This is a genomic window from Agrobacterium sp. OT33, assembly GCF_017313365.1.
Lineage (GTDB): Bacteria > Pseudomonadota > Alphaproteobacteria > Rhizobiales > Rhizobiaceae > Agrobacterium > Agrobacterium rhizogenes_A.
In genome coordinates this window covers 68,950-94,516 of the sequence record NZ_JAFLMZ010000002.1, presented here as the reverse complement: position 1 = coordinate 94,516, position 25,567 = coordinate 68,950, and the positions used below count along the sequence as shown (strand labels likewise).

The following is a 25,567-nucleotide window of genomic DNA, read 5'->3' as shown; positions in this document are numbered from 1 at the left end:
GGCTGTCGCAATGTTCAGTAGACCGGCTCGATGTGGCTCAAAATCCGGCAGTTGGAAATGGAAGCGGCAAGATTGATGGCAATGTCGATCGCCTCGACCGAATCGGCCGTACCTTCCAGATAGATCACATCATTTTCAACGGTTGCGGAAATACGCGACTTTTCGAGACCCGATTCAAAGGCCAGGGCCGAGGTGATCGCCTGGCAAACGCCGGCCATGCGGTCTCCGAAGAAGCTTTCCTGAATGCCTGACAAATTGAACATATGCGTTCTCCTTCTTATGGACACAACAACGCCTGACAGGCGGTTTTGTTCATCTCCGGTTCATCTGTTTGTTCATCTTCCATTCATCTTGCAAAATTGGAACCCCCCGATCGATCACATTTTAGGTGATCGGGAACCATTTCGTGAGGCGGGCATTTCGCGCATGAGAGTAAAAACCGCCATGAAGGCGCGTGAAACAGGGAGGAGAATGACATGCTGATCAACAGAACGGAGCCGTGTCACCACGCCTCGTGGATGAAGCCGGTGGCGATCCACCTGCCGCTGTGCGTGGCCGTGGAGATCTACAGCCCGCTGGTCGCACTCGACATGCTGATGTACCGCTGGCCGGAAGAACACGGGCCGGAATATGAAGAAGCGCGCAGAAACTGCCTCGATGCCATCGCCGGCAAATGCGATATCGAAAAAGCCCGGGAATCGTTTCTCGTCGCAAGCAGTCACGCGCATATTCTGAACATCCACTAAAGTTCATTGCCCGTGGTGACGGATTGGGCCCTTCCCTGAGAAGGGCTTTTCTTTTGCCGGCAGCCAGATGCCGAAGCGCCATTTGCCACAGCACGCTCGCTGCCCATCCGTGGATGATGACATGTAACTGTCACCTAAACGTTATAATCGGCAGGAACGAATTCCATGGAATCGGTAGGCGGACAGACCGCCGGAAGCTAGGGAGTGGAACTGGCCAGCATGGAAACTGTCTTTGCCCTTTGCGCGATCCTGCTCCTTGCCTTCAATCTTCTCGGCGTCCTGCTGGCCGCATGGCGGCTAACACGGCGCGACGCGGACAACATGCTTGCGCGGCTAAAACCGCCGGTCTCCATCGTCGTGCCCCTGCGTGGGGTGGAAAGCTTCACCCCGCTGACGCTGTCGCGTGCCTTCGAGCTCGACTGGCCGGATTACGAATTGCTGTTCTGCGTCGCCGATGAATTCGATCCGGTGATTGACGAGGTGCGCCGGGCGAGCGCCGCCTTCCCGGCAATCGCGGCGCAGATTCTTATCGGCGACGACCGCATCAGCGCCAATCCCAAGCTGAACAATTGCGTCAAGGGCTGGCGCGCGGCCCGGCACGAATGGGTCATCCTCGCCGATTCGAACGTGCTGATGCCGAAATCCTATATAGCGACCATGATGTCGGCCTGGCGGCCAGATAGCGGGCTGGTCTGCTCACCGCCGCTCGGTTCGCGGCCGGCAGGCTTCTGGGCGCATGTGGAATGCGCCTTCCTCAACGGCTCGCAGGGCCGCTGGCAATATGCGGCGGAAGCGATCGGCATGGGTTTCGCTCAGGGCAAGTCGATGTTGTGGAACAAGCCGTTTCTGGAAGATCACGGCGGCATCCGTGCACTCGCCGCTGAAATTGCCGAGGACGCCGCCTCGACGAAACTGATCAGAAATGCCGGCCGCAAGGTGCATCTGGTTTCCGCCCCTTTCGAGCAGCCCCTCGGCCATCGCCACGCCGGCGAAATCTGGTCGCGCCAGACCCGCTGGGCACGGCTGAGACGCGTGACCTTCCCGCAATATTTCGCACCGGAAATCCTCACCGGCGCGCTTCCCCCGCTTCTCTTCGCACTCGCCGCCGCTGCCATGATGGACGTGGACCTTGCCCCAACCGCCTTTGCCGTCCTCGCCATCATGTATGTCCCGGAGCTGGCGCTCGTCGCCCTCAACCGCTGGCCGCTGTCCCTTTATACGCTGCCCGCCATGATCGCCCGGGATATGATCATGCCCGTCGTCTGGGCCCGCAGCTGGATCGGCAGCGCGGTGGCCTGGCGTGGCAATGTCATGACGATCGGCACGGCAGAGAGCACATTGGCTGGACCTTCTGCAGACTGAACGGAAAATTCTTTGAAGGGGTTACGCCGGAAAGCTGATTCTTTGCTTTAAAATGGTCGGAGTGGAGAGATTCGAACTCCCGACCCTCTGGTCCCAAACCAGATGCGCTACCAGACTGCGCTACACTCCGCCGAGGCGATGGCTGGGGAATACACGGTTCACCTGAAGTCCGCAACAGGGAAATTCATCTTTGTTCAGCCTCGGCCCTCATCGACGAAATCTGCCGCCGGCGGCGGCTGCGGCTGCAAAGGACAGCGCGGGATAATCGTCTTGACTCTCACATGAAGTCGGTCCATTTCAAATTCAGCGTTCCTGACACGATTTGGTTATTCTATTCAGGTACGTGAAGAATAATCCGGGGCGTCATGCCCCGCCGCCCAACCGGAGCAGTTTCGACATGTCTGCGAAGATTTACCGCCCTGCAAAAACCGCCATGCAATCCGGCAAGGCGAAGACCAATGTCTGGGTTCTGGAATTCGACGCCGAGGTTCCGCGCAAGATCGATCCGATCATGGGCTACACCTCCAGCTCCGACATGAAGCAGCAGGTCAAGCTGACATTCGAGACGCAGGAACAGGCCGAAGCCTATGCGCAGCGCAAGGGCATTGAATACCGCGTCATCCAGCCGAAAGAAACGACCCGCAAGGTGGTTTCCTACACGGATAATTTCCGTTTCAACCGCACACAGCCCTGGACGCACTGAAACACGACGATCAAAGTTTTTGCCGGAGTATCGATTGCCCGGCATGACGGCCCCTTAGCTCAACTGGATAGAGCAACTGCCTTCTAAGCAGTAGGTCGCAGGTTCGAGTCCTGCAGGGGTCGCCACCGCTTCTCACATTATCCATGAATGACTGGTTTGGGTCAGATCGCAGCGCGCGATCAGTCTGCGTTAGTATCGCGGCTATTCTTCATGTTTCTCCATTTCACGAGATAGCCGAAACCCGGTCCGATCAGCATGCCGCCGATAACCCACTCGGCAAGCGTCAAGGGTCGCTCATCCGGGTCGTGGCCTGTCACGTAGAGGAAGAGAAAAAACACGACCACGCCGCTGATCAGGAGGGTGATCGGAAAAAGCACACTGTCGCGAAAACCTTTCATACATTCCATCTCCCTTGGCCGTTTTGATTGAGCGGTATTGTACCATAGCTGTCGCCGCGGTGCTCGCTGTCCTGATATGAGGTATTGCACCGGCGTATTACGTAACTTATGTTGTTACGATAGACGCAAAAAAGGAGTTGTCGCTGTGGGTACATTTGATGGAAGGCAGGCTGATTATATCGAAGGAGCTAGACGCAACGTTCCAGGGCTCGATGGACTTCATCGCATGGCAGGACTGCTTTTGGCCGAACGGGTGCCCCAGGACGGGCGAGTGCTCGTGGTCGGTGCGGGTGGTGGCCTTGAACTAAAAGCACTGTCTGAACAGCAGTCAGGTTGGAAATTTGATGGTGTCGATCCGTCATCGGACATGCTTACATTGGCACAAAAAACGATTGGAAACCTTAGTGAGCGCATAGCTCTTCACAATGGCAACATCTCTGTTGCACCCGCTGGGCCTTTCGATGGTGCAGTATGTCTGCTCGTTTTCCACCATATCTCGCCCGAGGATAGGAAGGTCACGCTTGATGGCATTCGCCAGCGTCTACGACCGGGCTCGCCGTTCGTTCTAGCTCACGTCAGTTTCCCATTGAGCGAACCAGCTTACTCAACCTGGATCGAACGGCATGTCAAATTTGGCGCTTCTTCACAGATGGACGCCGATAGACGTAACGCAGCGAAGATAGGGATGAGAAAAGCCTTCATAAGGTCACCGGAAGAAGAACGAGAATATCTGCAGGAAGCAGGTTTCACGAGCATCACACAATTTTATCAAGCAATCAGTTTCCGCGGCTGGGTAGCCTACGCATGAGCGAACATAATTTCTTGCAAATGATATCCGTTCAGGGCCACACAGCGACTAGCGTGCTATAGTCCGACTGCCTGACGGAGGCGACGGGAGGAGTGGCGGAGGCTTTGGTATGGACACCGCCGTACTGCGTAATCGATGCCTGCCTTAATCGTTATGCAAAAGGAAGCCGGCTACCCCTCCTGAGATGAGCTAACCCCTCCTGCAATGGCCGCTTCGTGTATGAAGGTCATGACCGCTATGGGCCAATAGCCGTCATCAAAATCAGCGACGCCACCCCTAGGTCCAAATCGTCTCCAGAGACACCCGTCTTGGCCGTCTTGAATACTTACGCCGTCCATTCCGCCCCAAGCAGGAGCGCCAACGCCGGCCGTCTCGCCTACCCCTGCCCCATCAGCGTGAAGTAGCCCCACACTGCCACGAAAAACACGATGACAGCCGCAATCGCCAGCGCCTTCTTCGCTTTCGGCCCCAGCGGTTCGCGCGGCTTTTTCGGTGGCACCGGTTTGCGGAACTTCACCACGTTGTCGTTCATTTCATCATCGTCCTGAATGTCGCTGCTGAAACCTCTGCCCTAAAGGTGGCATCGGCCTTTCCGGTGTTTATCTCTAACAGACCAGAACTATCATAAATATTACCAAGTTTTCACTTCACCCTTGAGGCAAGCTATGTCACTTCCCACAATCAGAGGAATACAGAACGACAGATGGATGGACAAATCCGAGAGCGGTGACAACCCTCTGTGGTATTTTGAATTTTGCGGGTGACGAGAATGAATGACGCCAATACGAGTGGCAGCGACTCAAAAAACAGCCAGCCCGATCTGCGCGAGATTCTGGGAACGAACAGAAACGGCCGCAAGAAAAAGTCGCGTCGGTATCTCTATGCCGCAGCAGCCATCGTGCTGATTGGCGGCGGCCTTGGCTATTATTACCAGTCGCGCGCGGCAGGTGTCGCCTACAGCTACACGACCGAAGCCGCGCGTCAGGGCGATCTCTCGGTCATCGTCACCTCCACCGGCTCGGTTCAGCCGACGGATCAGGTCGATATATCGAGCGAACTGTCGGGCACCGTGCGCAAGGTCAACGTCACTTATAATAGCCCGGTCAAGGCCGGGGACGTATTGGCGGAGCTGGATACAAACAAGCTCGAAGCCGACGTGCAGAGTGCGCGCGCCAAGCTCGCCTCCGCCAAGGCCAGCGTGCTGAAGGCGCGCGCCGATCTCGGTTCGGCGAAAACCTCCATGGAGCGCCTGAGATCGCTGGTGCAGAACCGGGTCTCCAGCCAGCAGGATCTGGATGCGGCACAGTTCAGCCACGATGCCGCCGCCGCCACGCTTGACGTCAACGAGGCGACCGTGCTTTCGGCGGAAGCGGATCTGAGGCTCGCCGAGGTCAATCTCGGCAAGGCCAAGATCGTCTCGCCCATCGATGGCGTCATCCTCACTCGCAGCGTCGATCCCGGCGCCACCGTCGCCTCCTCGCTGAATGCCCCTGTCCTCTTCACCATCGCCGGCGATCTGCGCCACATGGAATTGCAGGTCTCGGTGGATGAGGCCGATGTCGGCAAGGTCGAAACCGGCCAGAAGGCCAATTTCAACGTCGATGCCTATCCCGACCGCAGTTTCCCGGCCGAGATCGAGACCGTGCGTTTCGCCTCCGAAACCGTATCCAACGTAGTGACTTACAAGGGCATATTGACGGTGGATAATGAAGAACTGCTGCTGCGCCCCGGCATGACGGCCACCGCCAATATCATCGTCGAGGAAATCAAGGATACGCTGCTGGTGCCGAATTCGGCGCTTCGTTATACGCCGCCGCGCGAATCCGCCTCCCGTGGCGGCGGGTTGATGAGCCTGTTCCGCCCGCCCCGCATGGGCCGCTCGCAGAACCGCGACGCCGGCCAGGCGGCCGCGGGCAAAAGAACGGTCTGGGTGCTGCGCAACAACAATCCAGTCTCCGTCGCCATCGAAACCGGCTCCACCGACGGCCAGCATACCGTGGTAAAATCGGGCGAGTTGAAAGCCGATGACCAGGTGATTACCGACGCAACGGCCCGCAACGCCGGCTGACGGAGGAAAACCCATGCAACAGCCGCCGCTCATCGAATTCCGCGATGTCGTCAAGCAATATGGCCGCGGCGAAGCGACGATCCGCGCGCTCGATGGCGTCAGCCTCTCCATTCATGAGAAGGAATTCGTCGCCATCATGGGACCGTCCGGTTCCGGCAAATCCACCTCGATGAACATCATCGGCTGTCTGGATGTGCCCACAGCTGGCGAATATCTGTTTCAGGGCGTGCCGACCAGCGGCTTCGACAATGAGCATCTGACGCTGCTGCGCCGGCATATGCTGGGTTTCGTGTTTCAGGGCTTCAACCTTCTGTCACGCACCTCGGCGGTGGAAAATGTCGAGCTACCGCTGATCTATCGCGGCATGAAGGCCTCGGAGCGGCGCGAGCGCGCCATGGAGGCGCTGGCGCAGGTAGGCCTGAAAGGCCGCGAGGACCACACCACGCAGGAGCTTTCAGGCGGCCAGCAGCAGCGTGTGGCCATTGCCCGCGCCATCGTCACCCGCCCCGCTTTGCTTCTGGCCGACGAGCCGACCGGCAATCTCGATACCAAGACCAGCATCGAGATCATGGAACTGATCACCGCACTGAACCGCGATAGGGGCATCACGGTGGTCATGGTCACCCATGAAGAGGATATCGCCGCCCACGCGGGACGCCTGCTGCGCTTTGTCGACGGCCATCTCGCCTCCGACAGCGCCGCGGACGAAAAGGAGACATCGGATGTTCTTTGAAACGTCGCGTCTTGCGCTGCGCGCCATCAGCCGCAACCTCCTGCGCTCCTTCCTCACCGTGCTCGGCGTCGTCATCGGTGTGGCCGCCGTCATTGCCATGGTCACCATCGGCAACGGCACGACCGAACAGGTGAAATCGGAACTGTCGCGGCTCGGCACCAACATGCTGTTCGTTCGCCCCGGCCAGTTCGGCCCCGGAAGGGCCAGCACCGAGGCGAAACGTTTCGATGACCGCGATGTCGAGGCCATCCGTAACCAGATATCCGGCATCCGCGCCGTCGCGCCACAGAACCGCAGTTCCGCCGCCACAGTCATTTTCGGCGGCAAGAACCACCAGACAAGCGTCATCGGCACCACCAACGACTATCTGATCGCGCAGGACTGGACCATTGCGCTCGGCCGCGAATTCCAGCCCGCCGAAGATCGCGGTGGCCAGATCGGCTGCATCATCGGCGAAACGGTGCGCCAGGAACTCTTCGGCGCGGAAAACCCGGTGGGACAGACGGTTCGTGTCAGCAATATCTCCTGTCCCGTCATCGGTGTGCTGGCCAGGAAAGGCCAGTCCGGCCTCGGCGACGATCAGGACGACACGATCATCATGCCGCTGAAAATCCACCAGCGGCGTATCGGCGGCACCACCACCATTTCATCTATCATGGTCTCGGCACAGGATGGCGTTTCCACCGCCAAGGTGCAGAGCGACCTGCAGAACCTGCTGCGCGAGCGCCGCCGCATCAACATTGGCCGCGAGGATGATTTTACCGTCAACGATATGACACAGATCGCCTCGGCCATGACCGGCACGACGACGCTGCTGACCGGGCTTTTAGGCGCGGTCGCCGCCGTCAGCCTGCTGGTCGGCGGCATCGGTATCATGAACATCATGCTGGTTTCGGTGACTGAACGCACCCGCGAGATCGGCATTCGTCTCGCCATCGGCGCACTGGAAAAACAGGTGCTGACGCAGTTTCTGGTGGAAGCCGTCATGCTGTCGGCCTTCGGCGGTCTTGTCGGCATCTTGACGGGCCTCGGCCTTGCTTATGCCGTCGTCGGTTACCTCAACGTGCCCTTCGTCACCAGCCCGTCGATCATCTTCCTTGCCTTTGCATTTTCGGCGGCCATCGGCGTGATTTTCGGCTATTTCCCGGCACGGCGGGCGGCGAGTTTAAGCCCGATCGAAGCATTGCGGCATGAATGAAAGCCGGCGTTCAAACCGCAACCGGCTTTTTGTGAGAAGAAATCGCAACCTCCACGTCTTCCTGGGGGATTGACCCGATCCGCTCTAATCGCTCGCCGGGGAATGTGCACTATCCCACCCATTCTTCGAGCGCGCGCTCCACATCGTCCTGATAGGACGGCAGGTTTTCCTTTTCACTGATGGCGCGGAGATACATTTCCACGGCATTTCGCTGCAAAGGGGTCAATAAGGAAAACGTCTCCTGGCATCCGCACAAATAGGGTGCGAATTCGTGCCTGTAGTCGCCATCGAGATCGGCGATCATATAGGCGGGCAAATGAAATCGCATTCCTTCAGCATCAAGGAAGGCGGGGCTGCCGGAATGTCTGTTGAGGTCCTTTAGCGGGATCGCGGCCCAATCATTCTTCTCATCGCCAGCACGACATGCGGCGCGAACCTCATTGCTTGCATAGTCGTCAAGCGCCTGCGCCTCGGAGAGACCAACGCCGCCACCCAGGGTAACATCCGCGAATGCCTTTCGCACCGCGGCTTTCGCATTTGCGATATTATCGGGTTGCGGCCTCATCAAATCGTCTGACTGTTCAATGATGTGCTCCCCCACTCCCGTCACCATGCACTGTCGGCCAGTCTCCACCCTCGGTCCGCTCGAGCGGGGGACTGTTCAACGCGTCACCCTTGGACGCCGCAGATCCCTTTATCTCCTCCCAGTAGAACGCAAGGCAAACAATACCGGCAATCAGCGCCAGGCCGGCCACGACGCTGGCGACGATCAGCCCTATCGTCCAGATATCAATCGAGGCGCTGCTGATATCCATCCCGTTCACCCCACGATCAATCCTGCCGGCGGTCCGAAACGCCTTCCAGCATGGGCGGCAGGAGGTTCCGCCCCTCCGCCAAACCTCGCAGAATATCCGACAACCTTGCTGGTCTTGCGTCAGGGCGTCAATCGGATAGGCTCGCCCTCAAGTTTACCGGATGGAGTTTGGATGTTCAAATCGGTATCGGACAGCGCCGCTGCCGCAGACGGCGGTTCGCTCGCCCTCTTCGTCGAACGGATTGACGGACAGACGGAGCTGTTTGTGATCAATCGCTCCCTCGCGTCACGCGGGACGCCCGACTACAACAAAGTCAGCTCAAGCCTTCGGTCACTTGCCGGGGAGGATTGCGGGAAGATCGCTGCGGCTCTCGAGTCGCTGTTGATGACGACGCCATCGATTCATCCGCTGGCGGATTTTATCGATACGCTGAAACAGCAGTCATCGTCCTCCGAGAACTGATTTCCGGTGACAATCAGTTCCGGGAAACGGAAGCTCAGACCTGTCCTCCGTCATCCTCGGGCTTGACCCGAGGATCTACGCACATTTCATGCGATGTGAGGGGAATGGATCCTCGGGTCAAGCCCGAGGATGACGTCGCGTTTGCAGGAATGCTGCGTGCACAATGAAAGGCCCCCCGCGCCATCGAAGAGCCCACGCAAGCGATCAAACGCTCGCTTCAGCCTCACGCTGCTTCGCCAGCGCCGCCAGATCGGCAGGTTTCAGCTCAACCGATTCACCGCAGCCGCAGGCGGATGTCTGGTTCGGATTGTTGAAGGTGAAACCGGAGCGCATCTTGGTCACTTCGAAATCCATCTGGGTGCCGAGCAGATAAAGCACGGCGGAAGGCTGAACCCAGACCTTCGCCCCTTCGAATTCGACCAGATCGTCCTTCGCATCCGGCTCGGTCACGAGATCGATGGTATATTCCATGCCCGCGCAGCCACCCTTCTTGATGCCGACGCGCACGCCCCTGGCATCCGGTCCGGAATTTTCGACGATTGCTTTAACACGCGAGGCGGCAGCCCCGGTCATGGTCATGATCGCAAAGCCCATGGGCCCATTCTCCTTCGACAATCGAGTTCAAGGCTCGATGCTTATGGAATTCAATTTAAGTGCGCCGGACGATGTCATCAAGGGATGACATCCGTCAAAATCACGTCAGTACCAGCCGACGGCGACCTGTGCTTCTTCCGACATACGGTCCGGTGTCCACGGCGGATCGAAGGTCATCGATACCTCGACGCCGGAAACACCCTCGACAGCACCAACCGCGTTTTCCACCCAGCCCGGCATTTCACCGGCCACCGGGCAGCCGGGCGCCGTCAGCGTCATGACGATCTTCACCATCCGGTCATCCTCGATGTCGATCTTGTAGACGAGACCGAGTTCGAAGATATCGGCCGGAATTTCCGGGTCGTAGACGGTCTTCAGCGCCGCGATCACATCGTCGCTGAGGCGTGCCAACTCATCCGGCGGAATGGTCGAAACCTTTTCCTGAGCTTCGGTCGCATCCTGGGTCTTTGCAGTGGCTTCGGCAGTCATGGTCTTAAACCTCAATCCTGATCTCTCAAATCCCGATATCAGGCGAAAAATTTGCGCGCATAGTCCAGCGCCTCAACAAGAGAGTCTACTTCGGCGCGGGTATTGTAAAGGCCGAACGATGCCCGGCATGTGGAGGTGACGCCGAACCGTTTCAAGAGCGGCATGGCGCAATGGGTGCCGGCCCGCACGGCAACGCCGCGCCGGTCGATCACCATCGAAACATCATGGGCGTGAATGCCCTCAAGCTCGAAGGAGAAGATACCGCCCTTATCAGGCGCATTGCCGATGATGCGCAGCGAATTGATCTCGCGCAGGCGCTCCGCGGCGTAAGCGGCAAGATCGGCCTCGTGAGCAGCAATCGCGGCACGACCGAGATTGTCCATGTAATCAAGCGCGTAACCGAGGCCAATGGCCTGCACGATAGGCGGCGTGCCCGCTTCGAAACGGTGCGGCGGCTCGTTGTAGGTCACATTGTCTTCGGAAACGTCGAGGATCATCTCGCCGCCGCCCTGGAACGGCCGCATCTCGCGCAGGCGATCCGCCTTGCCATAGAGCACGCCAATGCCCGAGGGGCCGTAAAGCTTGTGGCCGGTCATCACATACCAGTCGCAATCGATATCGCGCACATCGACCGGCATGTGAACAGCGCCCTGGCTGCCATCGATCAAAACCGGAATGCCGCGCTCATGGGCGATGCGGCATATTTCCTTGACCGGCACGATGGTGCCGAGCGCATTCGACATATGGGTGATGGCAACGAGCCTGGTGCGCTCCGTCAGGCTCTTTTCGAAAGCCTCGATGTGGAACGCACCGTCATCGTCCACAGGCACCCAGACGAGCTTGGCGCCCTGCCGCTCGCGGATGAAATGCCACGGCACGATGTTGGAGTGATGCTCCATGATCGAAATGACGATCTCGTCGCCCTCGCCGATCTTGGGCATGCCATAACCATAGGCAACCGTATTGATCGCCTCGGTGGAGGATTTGGTGAAGACGATCTCGTCCACCGAACCGGCGTTCAGGAACCGGCGCACCTTTTCGCGCGCCGCCTCATAGGCGTCGGTTGCGGCATTGGAGAGGAAATGCAGGCCGCGATGCACATTGGCATATTCGTTCGCATAGGCATGCGAAACGGCGTCGATCACCACCTGCGGTTTTTGAGCGGACGCGCCGTTGTCGAGATAGACCAGCGGCTTGCCATAGACCTCGCGCGACAGGATCGGGAAATCCCGGCGCACGGCTTCGATGTCATAAGGGGCCGCCACTGCGGCGCGTTCGCTCTCAGGCATGATGTTCCAGCCAGCCGGAGATGATCGTCTCCAGCGCCTCTACCAGATTTTCTTCTTCCAGTTCCTCGACGATCTCGGCGACGAAGGCGTTGACGAGCATCGCCCGTGCCTTTGCCCGCGGTACGCCGCGCGCCATCAGGTAGTAGAGATGGTTGTCGCTGATATCGGCAACCGTCGCACCATGGCCGCACTGAACGTCGTCGGCGAAGATTTCCAGTTCCGGCTTTGCCGAAAACTCGCCATCGTCGGACATCAGCAGCGTATTGCAAGCCATCTTCGCGTCGGTCTTCTGGGCATCGGGCGCCACCCGGATCATGCCCTGGAAAATGCCCTTGGCACGGTCGAACACCACGTTGCGGAATACTTCCGTGGAGGTCGTGTTCGGCACGTTGTGGCCAAGAACCATCGTCACGTCGGTATGGGTTTCGCCACCCAAAAGGTTGACGCCACGAACGATGAGGTCCGTGCCCTCGCCTTCCACATCGATGCGCAGTTCCTGTCGCACCAGCTTGCCGCCGGCATTGACAATGAACAGGCGAATCTTGGCGTCCGCCCCGATTTTCATGCGCAGCTGGCCAAGGTGGATATCGGCGGCACCCTGCTGCTGCAGGATGATCCAGGTCACTTCCGCGCCGTCTTCAACGACGATGTCGGTAACGGAGGAAACAAAGGCTGCATCCGAAGTCACCGAAAGGTGACGCTCGATGACGGTTGCCTTGGAACCCTTGCCGAAACGGACCGGGAAGCGGCTGTGAACCTGGCCTGCGCCATGGACCGCCTGCAATTCGATCGGCTTTTCTATCTCGGCATCATCAGGAATCTCGAGCACCAGACCATCGCGCACGAAGCTGCCGTTGATGCGGCCGATCGCGTCATCCTTGCTGGCTTCCGCAAGACCTGCGGCAGCGGAACCATCAGCCAGGCTCTCGGCAAAGCGCGACACGCGGATGTCTTCAATCTTGCCGATATCGGCCGTGCCGTGCTGCATATAGGCAACCAGCGAACCGGCAATCGTCGGCGCCTGCTTCTCGATAACCGGCGCGGGCCGGTCTTCCGGAACGGCACGCAGCAGGCTTTTCAGATCGGTATAGTGCCATGCTTCGATGCGGCGGGTCGGAAGACCGCCGGTCTTCAGATCATCAAACAGCACGTCACGGGCGGCAACAACAGCGCCGTCGCCCGGCAGTTCGCTGAACTTGGCGGTATAGGCATCGACCAGCGCGGTTTCCGCTGGCGTCAGCCGATTGGTAGCTTGAATGTTCATGGACATCACCTCCTGGCCTCTGGCTTAGGCCGCTTCACCGATGATGTCGGCGTAACCGTTGTTTTCCAGCTCCAGCGCCAGAGCCTTGTCACCCGAGCGGATGATCTTGCCCTTGTAGAGAACGTGAACGCTGTCAGGCACGATGTAATCGAGCAGGCGCTGATAGTGGGTGATGACGACGGTGGCGCGATCCGGCGACTTCAGCGCGTTGACGCCGTCAGCCACGATCTTCAGGGCGTCGATGTCGAGACCGCTATCGGTTTCATCGAGAACGCAGAGCTTCGGCTCCAAGAGCGCCATCTGCAGGATTTCGGCGCGCTTCTTCTCACCACCGGAAAAGCCGACGTTGAGCGGACGCTTCAGCATCTCCATGTCGATCTTCAGATCGCCGGCGGCTTCCTTGACGCGGCGGATGAAGTCCGGCGTCGTCAACTCAGACTCGCCGCGCGCCTTGCGCTGCTCGTTCATCGCAACCTTGAGGAACTGCATGGTGGCGACGCCGGGAATTTCGACCGGATACTGGAAGGCAAGGAAAATGCCTTTGGCAGCGCGTTCCGCCGCATCCAGTTCCAGAATGCTTTCGCCGTTATAAAGAATGTCACCGGAGGTGACTTCATAGTCCTCACGGCCCGACAGGATGTAGGACAGCGTCGACTTGCCGGAACCGTTCGGCCCCATGATGGCGGCGACCTCACCGGCGGCAACCTTCAGGTTGAGACCCTTGATGATCTCGGTTTCGGTATCGGCGATCTTTGCGTGCAGGTCGATGATTTCAAGCATGGTTTTGTTCCTGTTCATGGTGCGGTTTCAAGGACCGCCTCGTGCGCCCCGTCAGGGCTTGTCTCAAATCTCTCATCCGTCATCCTCGGGCTTGACCCGAGGATCCAGGAAGTGGGTTGTCTCTGCTCAGGCCAAGGGCCGTAGATCCTCGGGTCAAGCCCGAGGATGACGTTGAGCAAGAGTTAACCCACGCTTCCTTCCAGCGAAATGCCGATCAGCTTCTGCGCTTCCACGGCAAATTCCATCGGCAGCTCCTGAATGACTTCCTTGACGAAGCCGTTGACGATCAGTGCGATCGCCGCTTCCTCGGGAATGCCGCGCTGCAGGCAATAGAACAGCTGGTCTTCGGAAATCTTCGACGTCGTCGCCTCATGCTCGAAATGAGCGGAGGAATTCTTCGCCTCGATATAGGGCACAGTATGCGCGCCGCACTTGTCGCCAATCAGCAAGCTGTCGCACTGCGTGAAATTGCGCGTGTTGGTCGCCTTGCGGTGGGCAGACACCTGGCCGCGATAGACGTTTTCCGAAAAACCGGCGGCAATGCCCTTGGCGATGATGCGGCTCGACGTGTTCTTGCCGAGATGGATCATCTTGGTGCCACTATCGATCTGCTGGTGGCCGTTGGAGACCGCGATCGAATAAAATTCGCCACGGCTGTCATCGCCGCGCAGAATGCAGGACGGGTATTTCCAAGTGATGGCCGAGCCGGTTTCCACCTGCGTCCACGAAATCTTCGAACGGTCACCACGGCAATCACCGCGCTTGGTCACGAAGTTGTAGATGCCGCCCTTGCCTTCCTTGTCGCCCGGATACCAGTTCTGGACGGTGGAATATTTGATTTCGGCGTCATCAAGCGCCACCAGTTCGACAACGGCGGCGTGAAGCTGGTTCTCGTCGCGCTGAGGCGCCGTGCAGCCTTCCAGATAGGAGACGTAAGCCCCCTCTTCGGCGATGATCAACGTGCGCTCGAACTGGCCGGTGTTCTTCTCGTTGATGCGGAAATAGGTGGAAAGCTCCATCGGGCACCGCACGCCCTTCGGCACGAAGACGAAGGAACCGTCGGTGAAGACGGCCGAGTTCAGCGTCGCGTAGAAATTGTCCGTCGTCGGAACGACCGAACCGAGATATTTCTTCACCAGTTCCGGATGCTCGCGCACGGCTTCCGAAATCGACATGAAGATGACACCGGCTTTCGCCAGTTCCGCCTTGAAGGTGGTGACGACCGAGACGCTGTCGAACACGGCATCCACGGCCACCGGGCGCTTTTCGACGCCGGCGAGGATTTCCTGTTCCTTCAGCGGAATGCCGAGCTTCTCATAGACCTTCAAAAGCTCCGGGTCGACTTCATCGAGCGACTTCGGGCCGGGCGCGGTCTTCGGCGCGGCGTAATAATAAAGGTCGTTGAAATCGATCTTGGGGTAGCTGACGCGCGCCCAGGTCGGCTCTTCCATCGTCAGCCAGCGCTTGTAAGCCTCAAGACGCCATTCCAGCATCCATTCCGGCTCCTGCTTCTTGGCCGAGATGAAACGGATCACCTCTTCCGAAAGGCCCTTCGGGGCCTTGTCGACTTCGATATTGGTTTCGAAGCCGTATTTATACTGGTCCACATCGATCTGGCGGACCTGATCGATCGTTTCCTGAACCGCTGCCATGTCGTTCTCCAATCTCGCCGGAGCCAAGGTCCGGTGGCTTGTCAACGTATCAAGGCGGAAAGCCGCCTTATTCATCTTCGGGCAAATCGTTCCGAGCCGTCAGCCGGGGCGGAGCTTATACCCATGTAGGTGCGGGATGGCGCTTTTCACACATCCCGGCAAGCGGAAATTTGCGATTCCGCAATTCTTTGCCGCTTTTTCAAGCGGCCTGACCGGAAAGCTTGCGCCGCCCGGCAATCTTCGTGAACGCCGCAAGCGTCCTGTCTATGTCCGCCTCGTCAGTCGCATGGCCAAGCGAAATCCTGAGCGCACCGAGCTTGGGATCATGCCCCATCGCGCTCAGCACATGGCTTTCCCCCACCTTGCCGGATGAGCAGGCCGAACCGGCAGACAGCGCAATACCTTCTATATCGAAGGCGATCTGCCCCGTTTCCGCCTTCAGGCCAGGCAGGGTGAAAAACGTGGTATTGCCGACACGGGCGACATCCTCGCCGTGAATGATCACGTCGGGCGCACTCACCCGCATGCCGTCCTCCAGTCGCGCCCGCAAAGCGGCAAGACGCGCCGCTTCAACGCCCACATTCAGGGTCGCAACAGCCGCCGCAGCACCGAAACCGATGACGGACAGGGTATTTTCCGTACCCGAGCGATGCCCCTTTTCCTGCCCGCCGCCATGGATCAGCGGCTTCGGCATCATCACCTCACCGCGCGAAATGAGAGCGCCGGCACCCTTGGGGCCGCCAAGCTTGTGGGACGAGACGACGAGGAAATCGGCGTCGAGAACATTGATATCGAGTGGAATGCGGCCTGCCGCCTGCACGGCGTCGACAACCATCAATCCGCCCGCCGCATGTACCAGCCGCGCCGCTTCCGCCACCGGCTGAACTATGCCGGTTTCATTGTTCACCAGCATGCAGGCAACCATCGGCAGACCGGCAGCGGCATCGTGTGATGCCAGCAGCGCCTCGAGCGCCGCAAGGTCGAGAACGCCCGCTGACGTAACAGGAATTTCCGTTACGTCATCCTTGCCGAACCGCCCGCCTTCGCGGAAAGCCGGATGTTCAATGGCCGAAACGTAAAGGCGACTGACCCGCACCGGGCTGCGCCCCATTTTGAACTCGGGTGTCAGCACCAGATTGGCGGCTTCCGTCGCTCCGCTGGTAAAGGTGACATGGGCAGCCTGCGCACCGGCAAGTGCCGCAACCTCGCGCCGGGCGGCCTCGACGGCCGCACGGGCCGCGCGCCCTTCCCGGTGAACCGAAGACGGGTTACCGGCAAGATCGAGCGCGGAGACAAGAACATCACGCACGGCGGGCAGAAGCGGCGCCGTGGCGTTCCAGTCCATATATGTGCGCGTCAAACCCGTCATGGCGGTGAGGCTTTATCCAATCTTCAATGCGCAAAAACGCATTTTTCTTGAAATTACAGTTGCGCTTGCCTTATGACACCACCCGAGTGCTTAAGCACACGCAAAGTTTCGAATTGTTCTAAACTGCGTTCTAGAAAAGCTGACACAGTTCGTCAAGTCTTCTCATTGGCAGAATGCGGTTCGGGAACGAAAAAACACGGACCGGAGTACCAATGCCCGAAGTCATCTTTAACGGCCCTGCGGGTCGCCTCGAAGGCCGTTATCAACCCTCCAAGGAAAAGAGCGCGCCGATCGCGATCATCCTTCATCCGCATCCGCAATTCGGCGGCACGATGAACAACCAGATCGTCTATCAGCTGTTTTATCTTTTCCAGAAGCGCGGTTTCACGACGCTCCGGTTCAACTTCCGTTCCATCGGCCGCAGCCAGGGTGAGTTCGATCACGGCGCCGGCGAACTTTCCGATGCCGCCTCCGCGCTCGACTGGGTGCAGAGCCTGCATCCCGATTCGAAAAGCTGCTGGGTCGCGGGTTATTCCTTCGGTGCCTGGATCGGCATGCAGCTTCTGATGCGCCGCCCGGAAATCGAAGGCTTCATGTCGATTGCGCCGCAGCCCAATACCTACGATTTCTCCTTCCTCGCTCCCTGCCCTTCCTCCGGCCTCATCATCAATGGTGACAGCGACAAGGTCGCGCCTGAGAAGGACGTCAATGGCCTCGTTGAAAAGCTGAAGACCCAGAAGGGCATCCTCATCACCCACCGCACCGTTCCCGGCGCCAACCACTTCTTCAACGGCAAGGTGGATGATCTGATGGGCGAATGCGAGGATTACCTCGACCGTCGCCTGAACGGTGAGCTTGTGCCGGAACCGGCGGCCAAGCGTATTCGGTGATTGGCCGCACCTTTCTAACGCAGGTCTCGATTTATCTACAATGATCGACGGTGGGTGTGGCTTACCCCCCTCTGCCCTGCCGGGCATCTCCCCCTCAAGGGGGGAGATTGGCAGGAGGCTTACTCTTCGCCTCAGCTGCGACGTTCAAGATGGTCGAAAGGCTGCCGCGATTCGATCTCCCCCCTTGAGGGGGAGATGCCCGGCAGGGCAGAGGGGGGTAAGCCACACCCGCCGCCGTCTATTAAACCCTCACCAAAACCCCACCCGTCACCGGCTCCCTCACCCCCGTCGTACCGGGATAGGTCAGCGGCAACCCCTTCAGCGAACGCACGGCCAGATAGGCCCAGGCCTCCGCCTCCATCGCCCCGCCATCAAAACCCGCCTCTTCCGCAGCGATCACCCGCGCGCCCACCTTTGCGGCAAGCTCGGCAAATTCCGCCATGATGACCGGATTGAGCCGCCCGCCGCCACAGACCACATAGGTCTTCGCCGCCTCCGGCAGGTAACTTGCGGACTTGAGGATCGCGGCACCAGTCAGATGCGCCAGCGTCCGTGCCCCGTCCGCCAGCGAGACTTCCCCTTTTTTCGGCGGCAGAAAATCGCCACGGTCCAGCGAACGGCGGATGTTGGCCGAGAAGAACGGGCTTTCCATATAACGCGCCACCAGCGGCGCCACGACGCTGCCGCCCGCCGCCGTTCTACCGCCCTTGTCGAAAGCCTTACCCGTATGCGCTTCGATCCACTGGTCGATCAGCATGTTGCCGGGGCCGCTATCGAAAGCGGCAAGCCGCCCCGCCTCACCGATATAAGTCAGATTGGAGATACCGCCGATATTGACGAAAACGGCGGGCGTTTCGAACCCGTCAGGCAAGTTGGCGGAAAGCGCCATGTGATAAGCGGGGATCAGCGGCGCGCCCTGCCCGCCATGGACCATGTCGTTGGCCCGCATGTCGTACACCACGTCGATGCCGGTTTCGGAGGCTAGCAGCGCGCCGTCGCCGATCTGTACGGTCAGTGCCTCATCCGGCCGGTGCAGCACGGTCTGTCCATGAAACCCGATGACATCGATATCACCGGGCAGAAGCCGGTGACGGTGGAGGAAGGATTTCACCGCCGCCGCATGGGCAAGCGTCAGCTTGCGCTCGGCCTCCGCCAGATCGCCGGGACGTTCGCGCCGCTCACGAATGGTTTTGGCCGTAACCAATGCCTTCTGCCAGATGGCGCGCAAGCCCGGATCATAGGGGAAATATCCGCTTGGCCCATGCCGCACCACGCTTTCGCCATCCGTGCGCAACAGGGCGATATCGATGCCGTCCATCGATGTGCCGCTCATCAGCCCGATCGCCGTTTTGACCTCGCCCACCTGCCGCTCCCCTGCAATCTCGAATCATCATGGAGTGAATCCCGATATTCATGGCCGAAACGGGTGCACATTTCAAAAAACAATGATAAAGCCGCGACGTTCATTGGTTCTCGATGACGGCAAAGATCAAACCAGAAAGTAAAAGGTTATGTCCAGGTTCAAGTCCGATTTCCTCCGCACGCTCGATGAGCGCGGCTTCATTCACCAGATCTCCGATGAGGCAGGTCTCGACGAACTGTTCGCCAAGGAAACCGTGACCGCCTATATCGGCTATGACCCGACGGCTTCGAGTTTGCATGTCGGCCACCTCACCCAGATCATGATGCTGCACTGGATGCAGAAGACCGGCCACCAGCCGATCTCGCTGATGGGCGGCGGCACCGGCATGGTGGGTGACCCTTCCTTCAAGGAAGAGGCCCGCAAGCTGATGACGATCGACATGATCGAGGACAACATCACCTCGCTCAAGCATGTCTTCGCCAATTACCTCGATTACGACCGCGCCACCAATCCGGCGCTGATGATCAACAATGCCGACTGGCTGCGCGGCCTCAACTACCTCGAATTCCTGCGCGATGTCGGCCGCCATTTCTCGGTCAACCGCATGCTGTCCTTCGACAGCGTGAAGACGCGCCTCGACCGCGAGCAGTCGCTGTCCTTCCTCGAATTCAACTACATGATCCTGCAGGCCTACGATTTCGTGGAGCTGAACCAGCGCACCGGTTGCCGCCTGCAGATGGGCGGTTCGGATCAGTGGGGCAACATCATCAACGGCATCGATCTCGGTCACCGCATGGGGACGCCGCAGCTTTACGCGTTGACCTCGCCGCTTCTGACCACCTCTTCGGGTGCGAAGATGGGCAAGTCGGCATCGGGCGCCGTGTGGCTGAACAAGGACCTGCTGCCGGTCTATGATTTCTGGCAATACTGGCGCAATACGGAAGATGCCGACGTCGTTCGCTTCGCCAAGCTCTTCACCACCCTGCCCATGGATGAAATCGCCCGTATCGCCGCCCTTGGCGGATCGGAGATCAACGAGGCGAAGAAGATCCTCGCAACCGAAGTGACGGCGATCCTGCATGGCCGTGCCGCAGCGGAAGAAGCGGCCGAGACGGCGCGCAAGACCTTCGAGGAAGGTGCGCTCGCTGAAAACCTGCCCTCCATCGAGGTTCCGACATCCGAACTCGAAGCCGGCGTCGGCGTCCTCTCCCTCATCGTCCGCGCCGGCCTTGCCGGTTCGAACGGCGAAGCCCGCCGTCACGTTCAGGGCGGCGCGGTGAAGATCAACGATCAGGGTGTTTCCGACGAGCGCCAGATGATCGGCACCGGTGAAGTGACCGGCGACGGCGTCATCAAGCTGTCGGTCGGCAAGAAGAAACACGTTCTGGTTCGCCCGGCGTAAGACTTACAAAAACATCGCATCGAGGACTGCGGAAGCGGTCCTCGATGCACCGATACCCCCAATTCCGTCATGCCGGACTAGATCGGGCATCCAGCCATGGCGCGTCTGCGCCGTGAAAGGGCTCTCGCGCGATCAAGGACTTGATCGCACTGGACCCCGGATCAGGTCCGGGGTGACGGAGTGCGAGTGACCAGTTCTCGCCAAACAGCCGCTTGCGCCAAGCTTTGCGACGCTCCATTCACTGAAATTCGAAAATCTGCCGGAAGACGCCAGGCGCGATCAGCGACAGCGGGTTGATCGTCAGCTTCGGCTGGTCCGTCTGGCCGGACAGTTTGAAGGTGATGCCGAGCAGACCCCGGTCGCGGCCATTGCCGAGAAAGATGCCGATAAAGGGCAGCTCGCCGAACAGCCGGTTCAGGCCATAGGCGGGCATGAAGGTACCGGTCATGTCCATACGGCCGTTCTGGTCTTTCAGCAGACCCTGGAAGGTCGCGCCGATCTGCTCGCCGCGCACCACGCCGTTTTCCACGGCAACCGAACCGTTGACGTAGACGACCCGGGCAAAACCGCGCTGGAATTTCTCCGAACTGACATCGATATTGCGGCGAACGGCATTGTTGAGGCTCCTGCCGTCCTCACCGGTTGGCGTGGCGACAATGTCCTGCAGCTTGGCTTCATTGACGACGGCAAAATTGCGCAGGTCGAGCGAGCCGCTCCAGTCGCTGCCATTGGAAGTCGTCAGCGCAAGGTTGAGAAGGCCGCCGCGAATGCGGCTGTAGATATTGGCAAAACGGGCGAGCGACCCGGCATCGCTGCTGGTGAGCGCCACTGTTCCCGTGGCTCCGCGATTGGTGGTCTGCGCCACAACCGCCTGGCCGTTTCCGGTGACACCGCGAAAATCGATCGAACGGACCTTGCCGTCGCGCACGCTGACATCGGAAGTGACATTGGCCAGGACTTCATCGTTGAAACCATAGACCTTGTCGAACTGCGTCTTGATGGCAAGCGACGGCTGCGAACGTGACGCACCATCACCGCCCCCGGAAGAGCTGCGCAGCTTCGAGAGGAAAGGCCGGACATCGGCGGATTTCCCGGAAGCATTGATGGTGTAGCCGTTCCTGGATGCCGCGACGGAAACGGCATAATTATCGGAAGGCGACAGCTGCACGCGGCTGAGATCGGCCGAAATCAACCCGTTCTTGGTGAAGGCAATATCGCCGGCGGCGCCAAAGCCGTCACCGTCGAGGGAAAAACCGCTGATCGTCGTGCGGCCATCCGCCGCTTCCATGGTGAAGGCGGCTTTTGCCGGAATGCCGATGCCCTTGCTCCAGCCGAGCCCCGGCAGGATGATCGACGCCCTCGTCAGATCGAGCCGGATGTCCTGCCGTTTCGGGTCCGCACCGTTGACTTCCATCACCGTCGTACCACCCAGAACGGAGGACAGCTCCGGCGCAAGCTTGGCGACCTGTGTCTCGTTCAGCGTCGCCTTGAGAGAAAGCGTCGGGGGAACATCGCTGTTCTTGCGCACCGGCTCCGTCATCTCGATATCCATCGGCACGTCATCCACCCGGCCCTTGCCCTGGAGCAGAAGTTGCCGGTCGTTCAATGCCATGAAACCGTCAAGCGCCGTCACCTTATGGCCGGCAAAGGGCTTCGTCAGCGACAGGTTCTTCAAGTCGAGATCGGCCGTCCACACCGGCGGCGGCGGGTTCTGGCTGGAAAGCAGGCCGACGGTCAGTTTCGCATTGGCCTTCACGTCGCCGGTGAAATCCTCGGGCTTGAACCGGGTGTCTTTCAGCGCATTGATCGGCTTCAGCGTCGCAAGCTCGGCGACGGCATCGGCGGCACCGGCAACGTTCAGCTCGACATTTCCGAGCAGCGGCTTGTCATAGACGGAAGAGATGAGGAAACGGCTGTTTTCCAGCTCCAACGACCGGTTGGACGGGAAATAGGACGTCGCCCGCTTGATATCGACGATCATGCCGCCACCGACCAGATTGAAATGCGCGTCGACATCCCGAAGCGGCGGAATATCTCCCGTGGTGTTGAGCCGCGTATCGTCAATATCGAAGCGGATCTGCATTTCACTCTCGCCGAGCACCAGCGGGCAGCCGGGACCGCACATCCGTCCCTGCGGAATGAAAATCGCGATCGAGCCATTGGTAACGGTGCCGCCATAAAGGTTGGACACCACCCAGTCGCGCGGCTTGTGCGCCATCCAGAACGGCCACAACTGCTTGACCGCCGTGGCCTCCATCTTGGGAATCTGCCCGCCGAAGCTGATTTCCGGCGAGCCCTCCCCGAAGCGTATTTTCAGCGATCCCGCCATGTCTCCGAGCGGGCCGCTGACGTAAAGCGAGGGAACCTCCAGCTGCTTCGTCGCCGCCGTGTAGTGGCCGTCCGCCTTCAGGCTGAAGGGAACCGGTTCCTCGCCCGAGGCTTCCGCCGAAGCAATTCCGTTGTCGATCCGGAGCGAAAGGCCGAAACCTTCCTCCGTATCCCTGATTTCGCCGGCAACCGGTATAATCGTTCGCCCGAGTTCCAGCCGCGAATTGGCGATCACCAGGGTGCTTTTCTGAAAATCATAATGCGCGTTGACATTGCCGGCCGTGAAGGGCTGGGCCTCGCCGCCGATCAGAAGCGTTCCGTTGCCCATGCCGACCGATACTTCCAGCTGCGGTTCGCGCCCTTCCGCAGCCCGCCGGGCAAAAATGCTGACGCCGGTCTTGACGTTCAGTCCCTCATGAAGATTGCCCTGCGGATCATATTTCTCCAGAAACGGACCGATGTCGAAACCATCGATCCGCGCCTGAAAGCCGTCGATCACGCCGCCCGAACCGGATGTGGTCAGCGCGACGCTGGCGACCTCGCCATTAAACAGCGTCTCGCCATCAAGCGAATATCCGCCCTGCTGGTCAGGTGTCAGCGACAGTTCGCGTATCTCTATGGTGCGCGGTTTCCCAAGCTCGCCGGGCGGCAGATGCACCGAAACGCTGGAAATGTCGATTTCCTCGGTCCCGCTGCTCAAGAATGCCTGGGCAAGCCTGTCGAGCTGCTCGAACGCCCCCTGCAATTGCTGCGGCACGGCATCGAGCTTGATACTGGACAGGTCGAAGCCGTTGCCCTTGGGCAAAAGCGCCGTATCGAGCTCCATGCCATCGGCTTCGAGGCTTTGCACGGAGATACGGCCGGTCAGCAGCGCGAGCGGATCGAGCGCCATGCCGATGGCCCGTGCCCGGCTCAAATGCTGGCCGGATTCCTTCTCGACGATATCCACATCCTCGGCCACGAGCGCAAGCTGAAGCCCGGTCGAAAACCTGATGGCAGAAGAGCCGATCCGCGCGCTGTAATGGGGGCCAAGCGCCCGTTCCAGCGCCTGCTGCGCCTGGCTGGAAAGCGTCGTGTCGATCGATCCCGTCTCGACGGAAAGAATGATTCCGCCGATGGACAGGAAGGCGAGCACAAAAAGCGCCGTAAAAATCTTGACGAAGGCGCGCACCATGGAGCGCGGCGGCGGGCAATGCACGATGATGGGATCTTCGGCCTGTGCCGAAGGAAGATCGTGCAGCGCAACGATATCGCGTCTGCCGAACTTGACCTTTTCACCCCTGACTTCAGCCATACGCCCGTGCTTGCCCCTGAATAGCTTTCGTTTCGCCGCAACACCGGAGCGGGATGGCGAAAAGTGTAAGCGGTTTTCGTCTGGAATCCCGCTTTAATTCCTTAATCCAGATCACGATTGAGATTTCAGACCGATTAGACCTGAAATCTCAATCGTGATCTGGACGATGCGCGGTTTCGCTATATATCGAATGTGGCGACTTTCACTCAACATCCCGGCGAAAGAAAGGTAGATTATGACAGACTTGACGATTGGCAGCCCGGCTCCGGATTTTACTTTGCCCCGCAACGGTGAAGGAACGGTGACATTGTCCAAACTGCAAGGCAAGGCGGTCATTCTTTATTTCTACCCCAAGGACGATACGTCAGGCTGCACGGCCGAAGCGATCGACTTCAGCGCGCTGGGCGGTGAATTCGAGGCGGCCAATGCCGTCGTCATCGGCATTTCCCCCGACAGCGTCAAAAGCCACGACAAATTCGCCGCGAAACATGCATTGTCCGTCATGCTTGCCTCGGACGAAGACCGGACGGCTCTTGAAGCCTATGGCGTCTGGAAGGAAAAAAGCATGTATGGCAAGAAATACATGGGGGTCGAACGCACCACCTTCCTTGTCGCGCCGGACGGCAAGATCGCGGAGATATGGAACAAGGTCAAGGTTGCGGGCCACGCGCAGGCCGTTCTGGAAGCGGCAGGGAAACTCTGAGAGACGGACCCGTTGTGACGCCTCCGTTCAAGATCACCTCCCTGCGCGGCGGGGCGACCGACGCCATAGCCAGCGCCGATCTCGACCGCAAGACCGCGCTTGCGCAGGAAACGGCGACACGGTGGTTTGAACGCCGCCTGTCACTGCGCTCCCCGCTCGACCCGCCCCTGCCGGAGCGGCCGGGCAGGCCGGAAAAGCCCGATCTCGTTCCGCCAACCGCCGTGGAGCGCCGCTCGCTTCACAGCGTCAAGGGCCGCATCGCGCTGCTGCACGCCATCGCCCATATCGAACTCAACGCCGTCGATCTCGCGCTCGATATCGTCGCGCGTTATGCCAGCGAACCGGTTCCGCATTCCTTCTTCGATGGCTGGATGCAGGTTGCCTTCGAGGAGGCGAAACATTTTCGGCTGGTGCGAGACCGGCTCAGAAGCCTCGGGGCTGATTATGGCGACCTGCCCGCCCATGACGGGCTCTGGCAGGCGGCGCATTCCACCCGCAACGACCTGACCGCGCGACTGGCCGTCGTGCCGCTCATTCTGGAGGCGCGCGGACTGGACGTCACGCCTTCCCTGCAGGCCAGGATGCGGGAAACCGGCGATCTCGAAAGCGCGGCCGTCCTCGACATCATCTATAATGATGAAAAGGGCCATGTCGCCATCGGCGCCAAATGGTTCCGGTTCCTCTGCGCCCGCGAAAGGAAGGACCCGGCCGCGACCTTCAAGCAGCTGGTACGCGCCAATTTCCGCGGGCCGCTGAAACCGCCCTTCAACGACCTCGCCCGTGCCGAGGCCGGCCTGACACCGTCCTTCTACCGCTCGCTGACCTCCGTCAGCCAGAGCTGACACTGTCCTTACCAG

26 protein-coding genes and 2 tRNA genes are annotated in these 25,567 nt (G+C 59.6%); 13 read left to right on the top strand and 15 right to left on the bottom strand.

What is annotated here, in order from left to right:
• Positions 1-14: 14 nt before the first annotated feature.
• Positions 15-263 (bottom strand): BON domain-containing protein, encoded by a 249-nt coding sequence (locus JZX88_RS04480; RefSeq protein ID WP_003522642.1) that lies wholly within the window; start codon positions 261-263, stop codon positions 15-17.
• Between the two features lie 213 nt (positions 264-476).
• Between JZX88_RS04480 and JZX88_RS04475 the strand changes: the two genes are divergently transcribed.
• Together JZX88_RS04475 and JZX88_RS04470 are read left to right on the top strand one after the other, a co-directional pair.
• Entirely contained in the window at positions 477-746 is a 270-nt protein-coding gene (locus tag JZX88_RS04475) for a DUF982 domain-containing protein (protein WP_035242407.1), read from the top strand.
• A 219-nt stretch (positions 747-965) separates the two neighbouring features.
• Positions 966-2,108, top strand: a complete 1,143-nt coding sequence (locus tag JZX88_RS04470) for a ceramide glucosyltransferase (RefSeq protein WP_206913140.1) — start codon at positions 966-968, stop codon at positions 2,106-2,108.
• 53 nt (positions 2,109-2,161) lie between these two features.
• Here the strand turns inward: JZX88_RS04470 and JZX88_RS04465 are convergent.
• Positions 2,162-2,238, bottom strand: a tRNA-Pro gene (locus JZX88_RS04465).
• 267 nt (positions 2,239-2,505) lie between these two features.
• On the opposite strand from JZX88_RS04465, the gene JZX88_RS04460 reads away from it, so the two are divergent.
• A complete protein-coding gene (locus JZX88_RS04460) occupies positions 2,506-2,811 on the top strand; it encodes an ETC complex I subunit (protein WP_110756977.1) in 306 nt (101 codons plus the stop codon).
• 48 nt (positions 2,812-2,859) lie between these two features.
• A tRNA-Arg gene (locus JZX88_RS04455) sits at positions 2,860-2,936 on the top strand.
• Between the two features lie 54 nt (positions 2,937-2,990).
• Here JZX88_RS04455 and JZX88_RS04450 read toward each other — a convergent pair.
• Positions 2,991-3,209: a hypothetical protein gene (locus tag JZX88_RS04450; protein WP_142840093.1), complete on the bottom strand. Its 219-nt coding sequence runs from the start codon at positions 3,207-3,209 to the stop codon at positions 2,991-2,993.
• Positions 3,210-3,354: 145 nt separating this feature from the next.
• Here JZX88_RS04450 and JZX88_RS04445 point away from each other — a divergent pair, with 145 nt between their 5' ends.
• Positions 3,355-4,017, top strand: a complete 663-nt coding sequence (locus JZX88_RS04445) for a class I SAM-dependent methyltransferase (RefSeq protein ID WP_371741082.1) — start codon at positions 3,355-3,357, stop codon at positions 4,015-4,017.
• 376 nt (positions 4,018-4,393) lie between these two features.
• On the opposite strand, the gene JZX88_RS04440 is transcribed toward JZX88_RS04445, so the two are convergent.
• On the bottom strand, positions 4,394-4,549 hold the full coding sequence (locus JZX88_RS04440) for a hypothetical protein (RefSeq protein ID WP_077767584.1): 156 nt from the start codon (positions 4,547-4,549) through the stop codon (positions 4,394-4,396).
• Positions 4,550-4,786: 237 nt separating this feature from the next.
• Here JZX88_RS04440 and JZX88_RS04435 point away from each other — a divergent pair, with 237 nt between their 5' ends.
• The 3 genes from JZX88_RS04435 to JZX88_RS04425 are packed head-to-tail and all read left to right on the top strand — an operon-like array spanning position 4,787 to position 8,016.
• Complete coding sequence (locus JZX88_RS04435; protein ID WP_065115922.1) at positions 4,787-6,085, top strand: efflux RND transporter periplasmic adaptor subunit; 1,299 nt, start codon at positions 4,787-4,789, stop codon at positions 6,083-6,085.
• Positions 6,086-6,098: 13 nt separating this feature from the next.
• Positions 6,099-6,818: an ABC transporter ATP-binding protein gene (locus JZX88_RS04430; RefSeq protein WP_065115923.1), complete on the top strand. Its 720-nt coding sequence runs from the start codon at positions 6,099-6,101 to the stop codon at positions 6,816-6,818.
• Positions 6,808-8,016 carry an ABC transporter permease gene (locus JZX88_RS04425; RefSeq protein ID WP_065115924.1) on the top strand — a complete coding sequence of 403 codons (1,209 nt, stop codon included), beginning with the start codon at positions 6,808-6,810 and terminating at the stop codon, positions 8,014-8,016. Before JZX88_RS04430 ends, JZX88_RS04425 begins: the two co-directional genes overlap by 11 nt.
• Positions 8,017-8,125: 109 nt before the next feature.
• On the opposite strand, the gene JZX88_RS04420 is transcribed toward JZX88_RS04425, so the two are convergent.
• Together JZX88_RS04420 and JZX88_RS04415 are read right to left on the bottom strand one after the other, a co-directional pair.
• On the bottom strand, positions 8,126-8,629 hold the full coding sequence (locus JZX88_RS04420) for a DUF6714 family protein (RefSeq protein ID WP_206912692.1): 504 nt from the start codon (positions 8,627-8,629) through the stop codon (positions 8,126-8,128).
• Positions 8,598-8,831, bottom strand: a complete 234-nt coding sequence (locus JZX88_RS04415) for a hypothetical protein (RefSeq protein WP_174032006.1) — start codon at positions 8,829-8,831, stop codon at positions 8,598-8,600. The genes JZX88_RS04420 and JZX88_RS04415 overlap by 32 nt, the downstream gene beginning before the upstream one ends.
• A 171-nt stretch (positions 8,832-9,002) precedes the next feature.
• Here JZX88_RS04415 and JZX88_RS04410 point away from each other — a divergent pair, with 171 nt between their 5' ends.
• Positions 9,003-9,293 (top strand): hypothetical protein, encoded by a 291-nt coding sequence (locus tag JZX88_RS04410; RefSeq protein ID WP_110756970.1) that lies wholly within the window; start codon positions 9,003-9,005, stop codon positions 9,291-9,293.
• A gap of 204 nt (positions 9,294-9,497) precedes the next feature.
• Here JZX88_RS04410 and sufA read toward each other — a convergent pair whose 3' ends face one another.
• The 7 genes from sufA to JZX88_RS04375 all read right to left on the bottom strand — a co-directional run bounded on the left by sufA (position 9,498) and on the right by JZX88_RS04375 (position 16,730).
• Entirely contained in the window at positions 9,498-9,887 is a 390-nt protein-coding gene (sufA, locus tag JZX88_RS04405; RefSeq protein ID WP_059760334.1) for a Fe-S cluster assembly scaffold SufA, read from the bottom strand.
• 105 nt (positions 9,888-9,992) lie between these two features.
• Complete coding sequence (locus JZX88_RS04400; protein WP_110756968.1) at positions 9,993-10,376, bottom strand: SUF system Fe-S cluster assembly protein; 384 nt, start codon at positions 10,374-10,376, stop codon at positions 9,993-9,995.
• A gap of 38 nt (positions 10,377-10,414) precedes the next feature.
• Positions 10,415-11,665, bottom strand: coding sequence for a cysteine desulfurase (locus tag JZX88_RS04395; RefSeq protein WP_206912690.1), 1,251 nt, complete (start codon positions 11,663-11,665; stop codon positions 10,415-10,417).
• Positions 11,658-12,929 (bottom strand): Fe-S cluster assembly protein SufD, encoded by a 1,272-nt coding sequence (gene sufD / locus JZX88_RS04390; protein WP_206912688.1) that lies wholly within the window; start codon positions 12,927-12,929, stop codon positions 11,658-11,660. The genes JZX88_RS04395 and sufD overlap by 8 nt, the downstream gene beginning before the upstream one ends.
• Before the next feature lie 24 nt (positions 12,930-12,953).
• On the bottom strand, positions 12,954-13,709 hold the full coding sequence (sufC, locus tag JZX88_RS04385) for a Fe-S cluster assembly ATPase SufC (RefSeq protein WP_003522658.1): 756 nt from the start codon (positions 13,707-13,709) through the stop codon (positions 12,954-12,956).
• Between the two features lie 182 nt (positions 13,710-13,891).
• Positions 13,892-15,361 (bottom strand): Fe-S cluster assembly protein SufB, encoded by a 1,470-nt coding sequence (gene sufB / locus JZX88_RS04380; protein ID WP_020809911.1) that lies wholly within the window; start codon positions 15,359-15,361, stop codon positions 13,892-13,894.
• A gap of 199 nt (positions 15,362-15,560) precedes the next feature.
• Complete coding sequence (locus JZX88_RS04375) at positions 15,561-16,730, bottom strand: cysteine desulfurase family protein (RefSeq protein ID WP_206912686.1); 1,170 nt, start codon at positions 16,728-16,730, stop codon at positions 15,561-15,563.
• Between the two features lie 212 nt (positions 16,731-16,942).
• Between JZX88_RS04375 and JZX88_RS04370 the strand changes: the two genes are divergently transcribed.
• Entirely contained in the window at positions 16,943-17,620 is a 678-nt protein-coding gene (locus JZX88_RS04370; protein WP_035263309.1) for an alpha/beta hydrolase, read from the top strand.
• A 241-nt stretch (positions 17,621-17,861) separates the two neighbouring features.
• Here the strand turns inward: JZX88_RS04370 and JZX88_RS04365 are convergent, their stop codons facing one another.
• On the bottom strand, positions 17,862-18,983 hold the full coding sequence (locus tag JZX88_RS04365) for an anhydro-N-acetylmuramic acid kinase (RefSeq protein WP_206912684.1): 1,122 nt from the start codon (positions 18,981-18,983) through the stop codon (positions 17,862-17,864).
• Between the two features lie 148 nt (positions 18,984-19,131).
• Between JZX88_RS04365 and tyrS the strand changes: the two genes are divergently transcribed.
• Positions 19,132-20,385, top strand: coding sequence for a tyrosine--tRNA ligase (gene tyrS, locus JZX88_RS04360; protein WP_206912682.1), 1,254 nt, complete (start codon positions 19,132-19,134; stop codon positions 20,383-20,385).
• 238 nt (positions 20,386-20,623) lie between these two features.
• Here the strand turns inward: tyrS and JZX88_RS04355 are convergent, their stop codons facing one another.
• Complete coding sequence (locus JZX88_RS04355; protein WP_206912681.1) at positions 20,624-24,007, bottom strand: DUF3971 domain-containing protein; 3,384 nt, start codon at positions 24,005-24,007, stop codon at positions 20,624-20,626.
• A gap of 235 nt (positions 24,008-24,242) precedes the next feature.
• On the opposite strand from JZX88_RS04355, the gene JZX88_RS04350 reads away from it, so the two are divergent.
• Together JZX88_RS04350 and JZX88_RS04345 are read left to right on the top strand one after the other, a co-directional pair.
• A complete protein-coding gene (locus JZX88_RS04350) occupies positions 24,243-24,710 on the top strand; it encodes a peroxiredoxin (RefSeq protein ID WP_065115935.1) in 468 nt (155 codons plus the stop codon).
• A gap of 14 nt (positions 24,711-24,724) precedes the next feature.
• Positions 24,725-25,552: a ferritin-like domain-containing protein gene (locus JZX88_RS04345; RefSeq protein ID WP_110756957.1), complete on the top strand. Its 828-nt coding sequence runs from the start codon at positions 24,725-24,727 to the stop codon at positions 25,550-25,552.
• Positions 25,553-25,567: the final 15 nt, after the last annotated feature.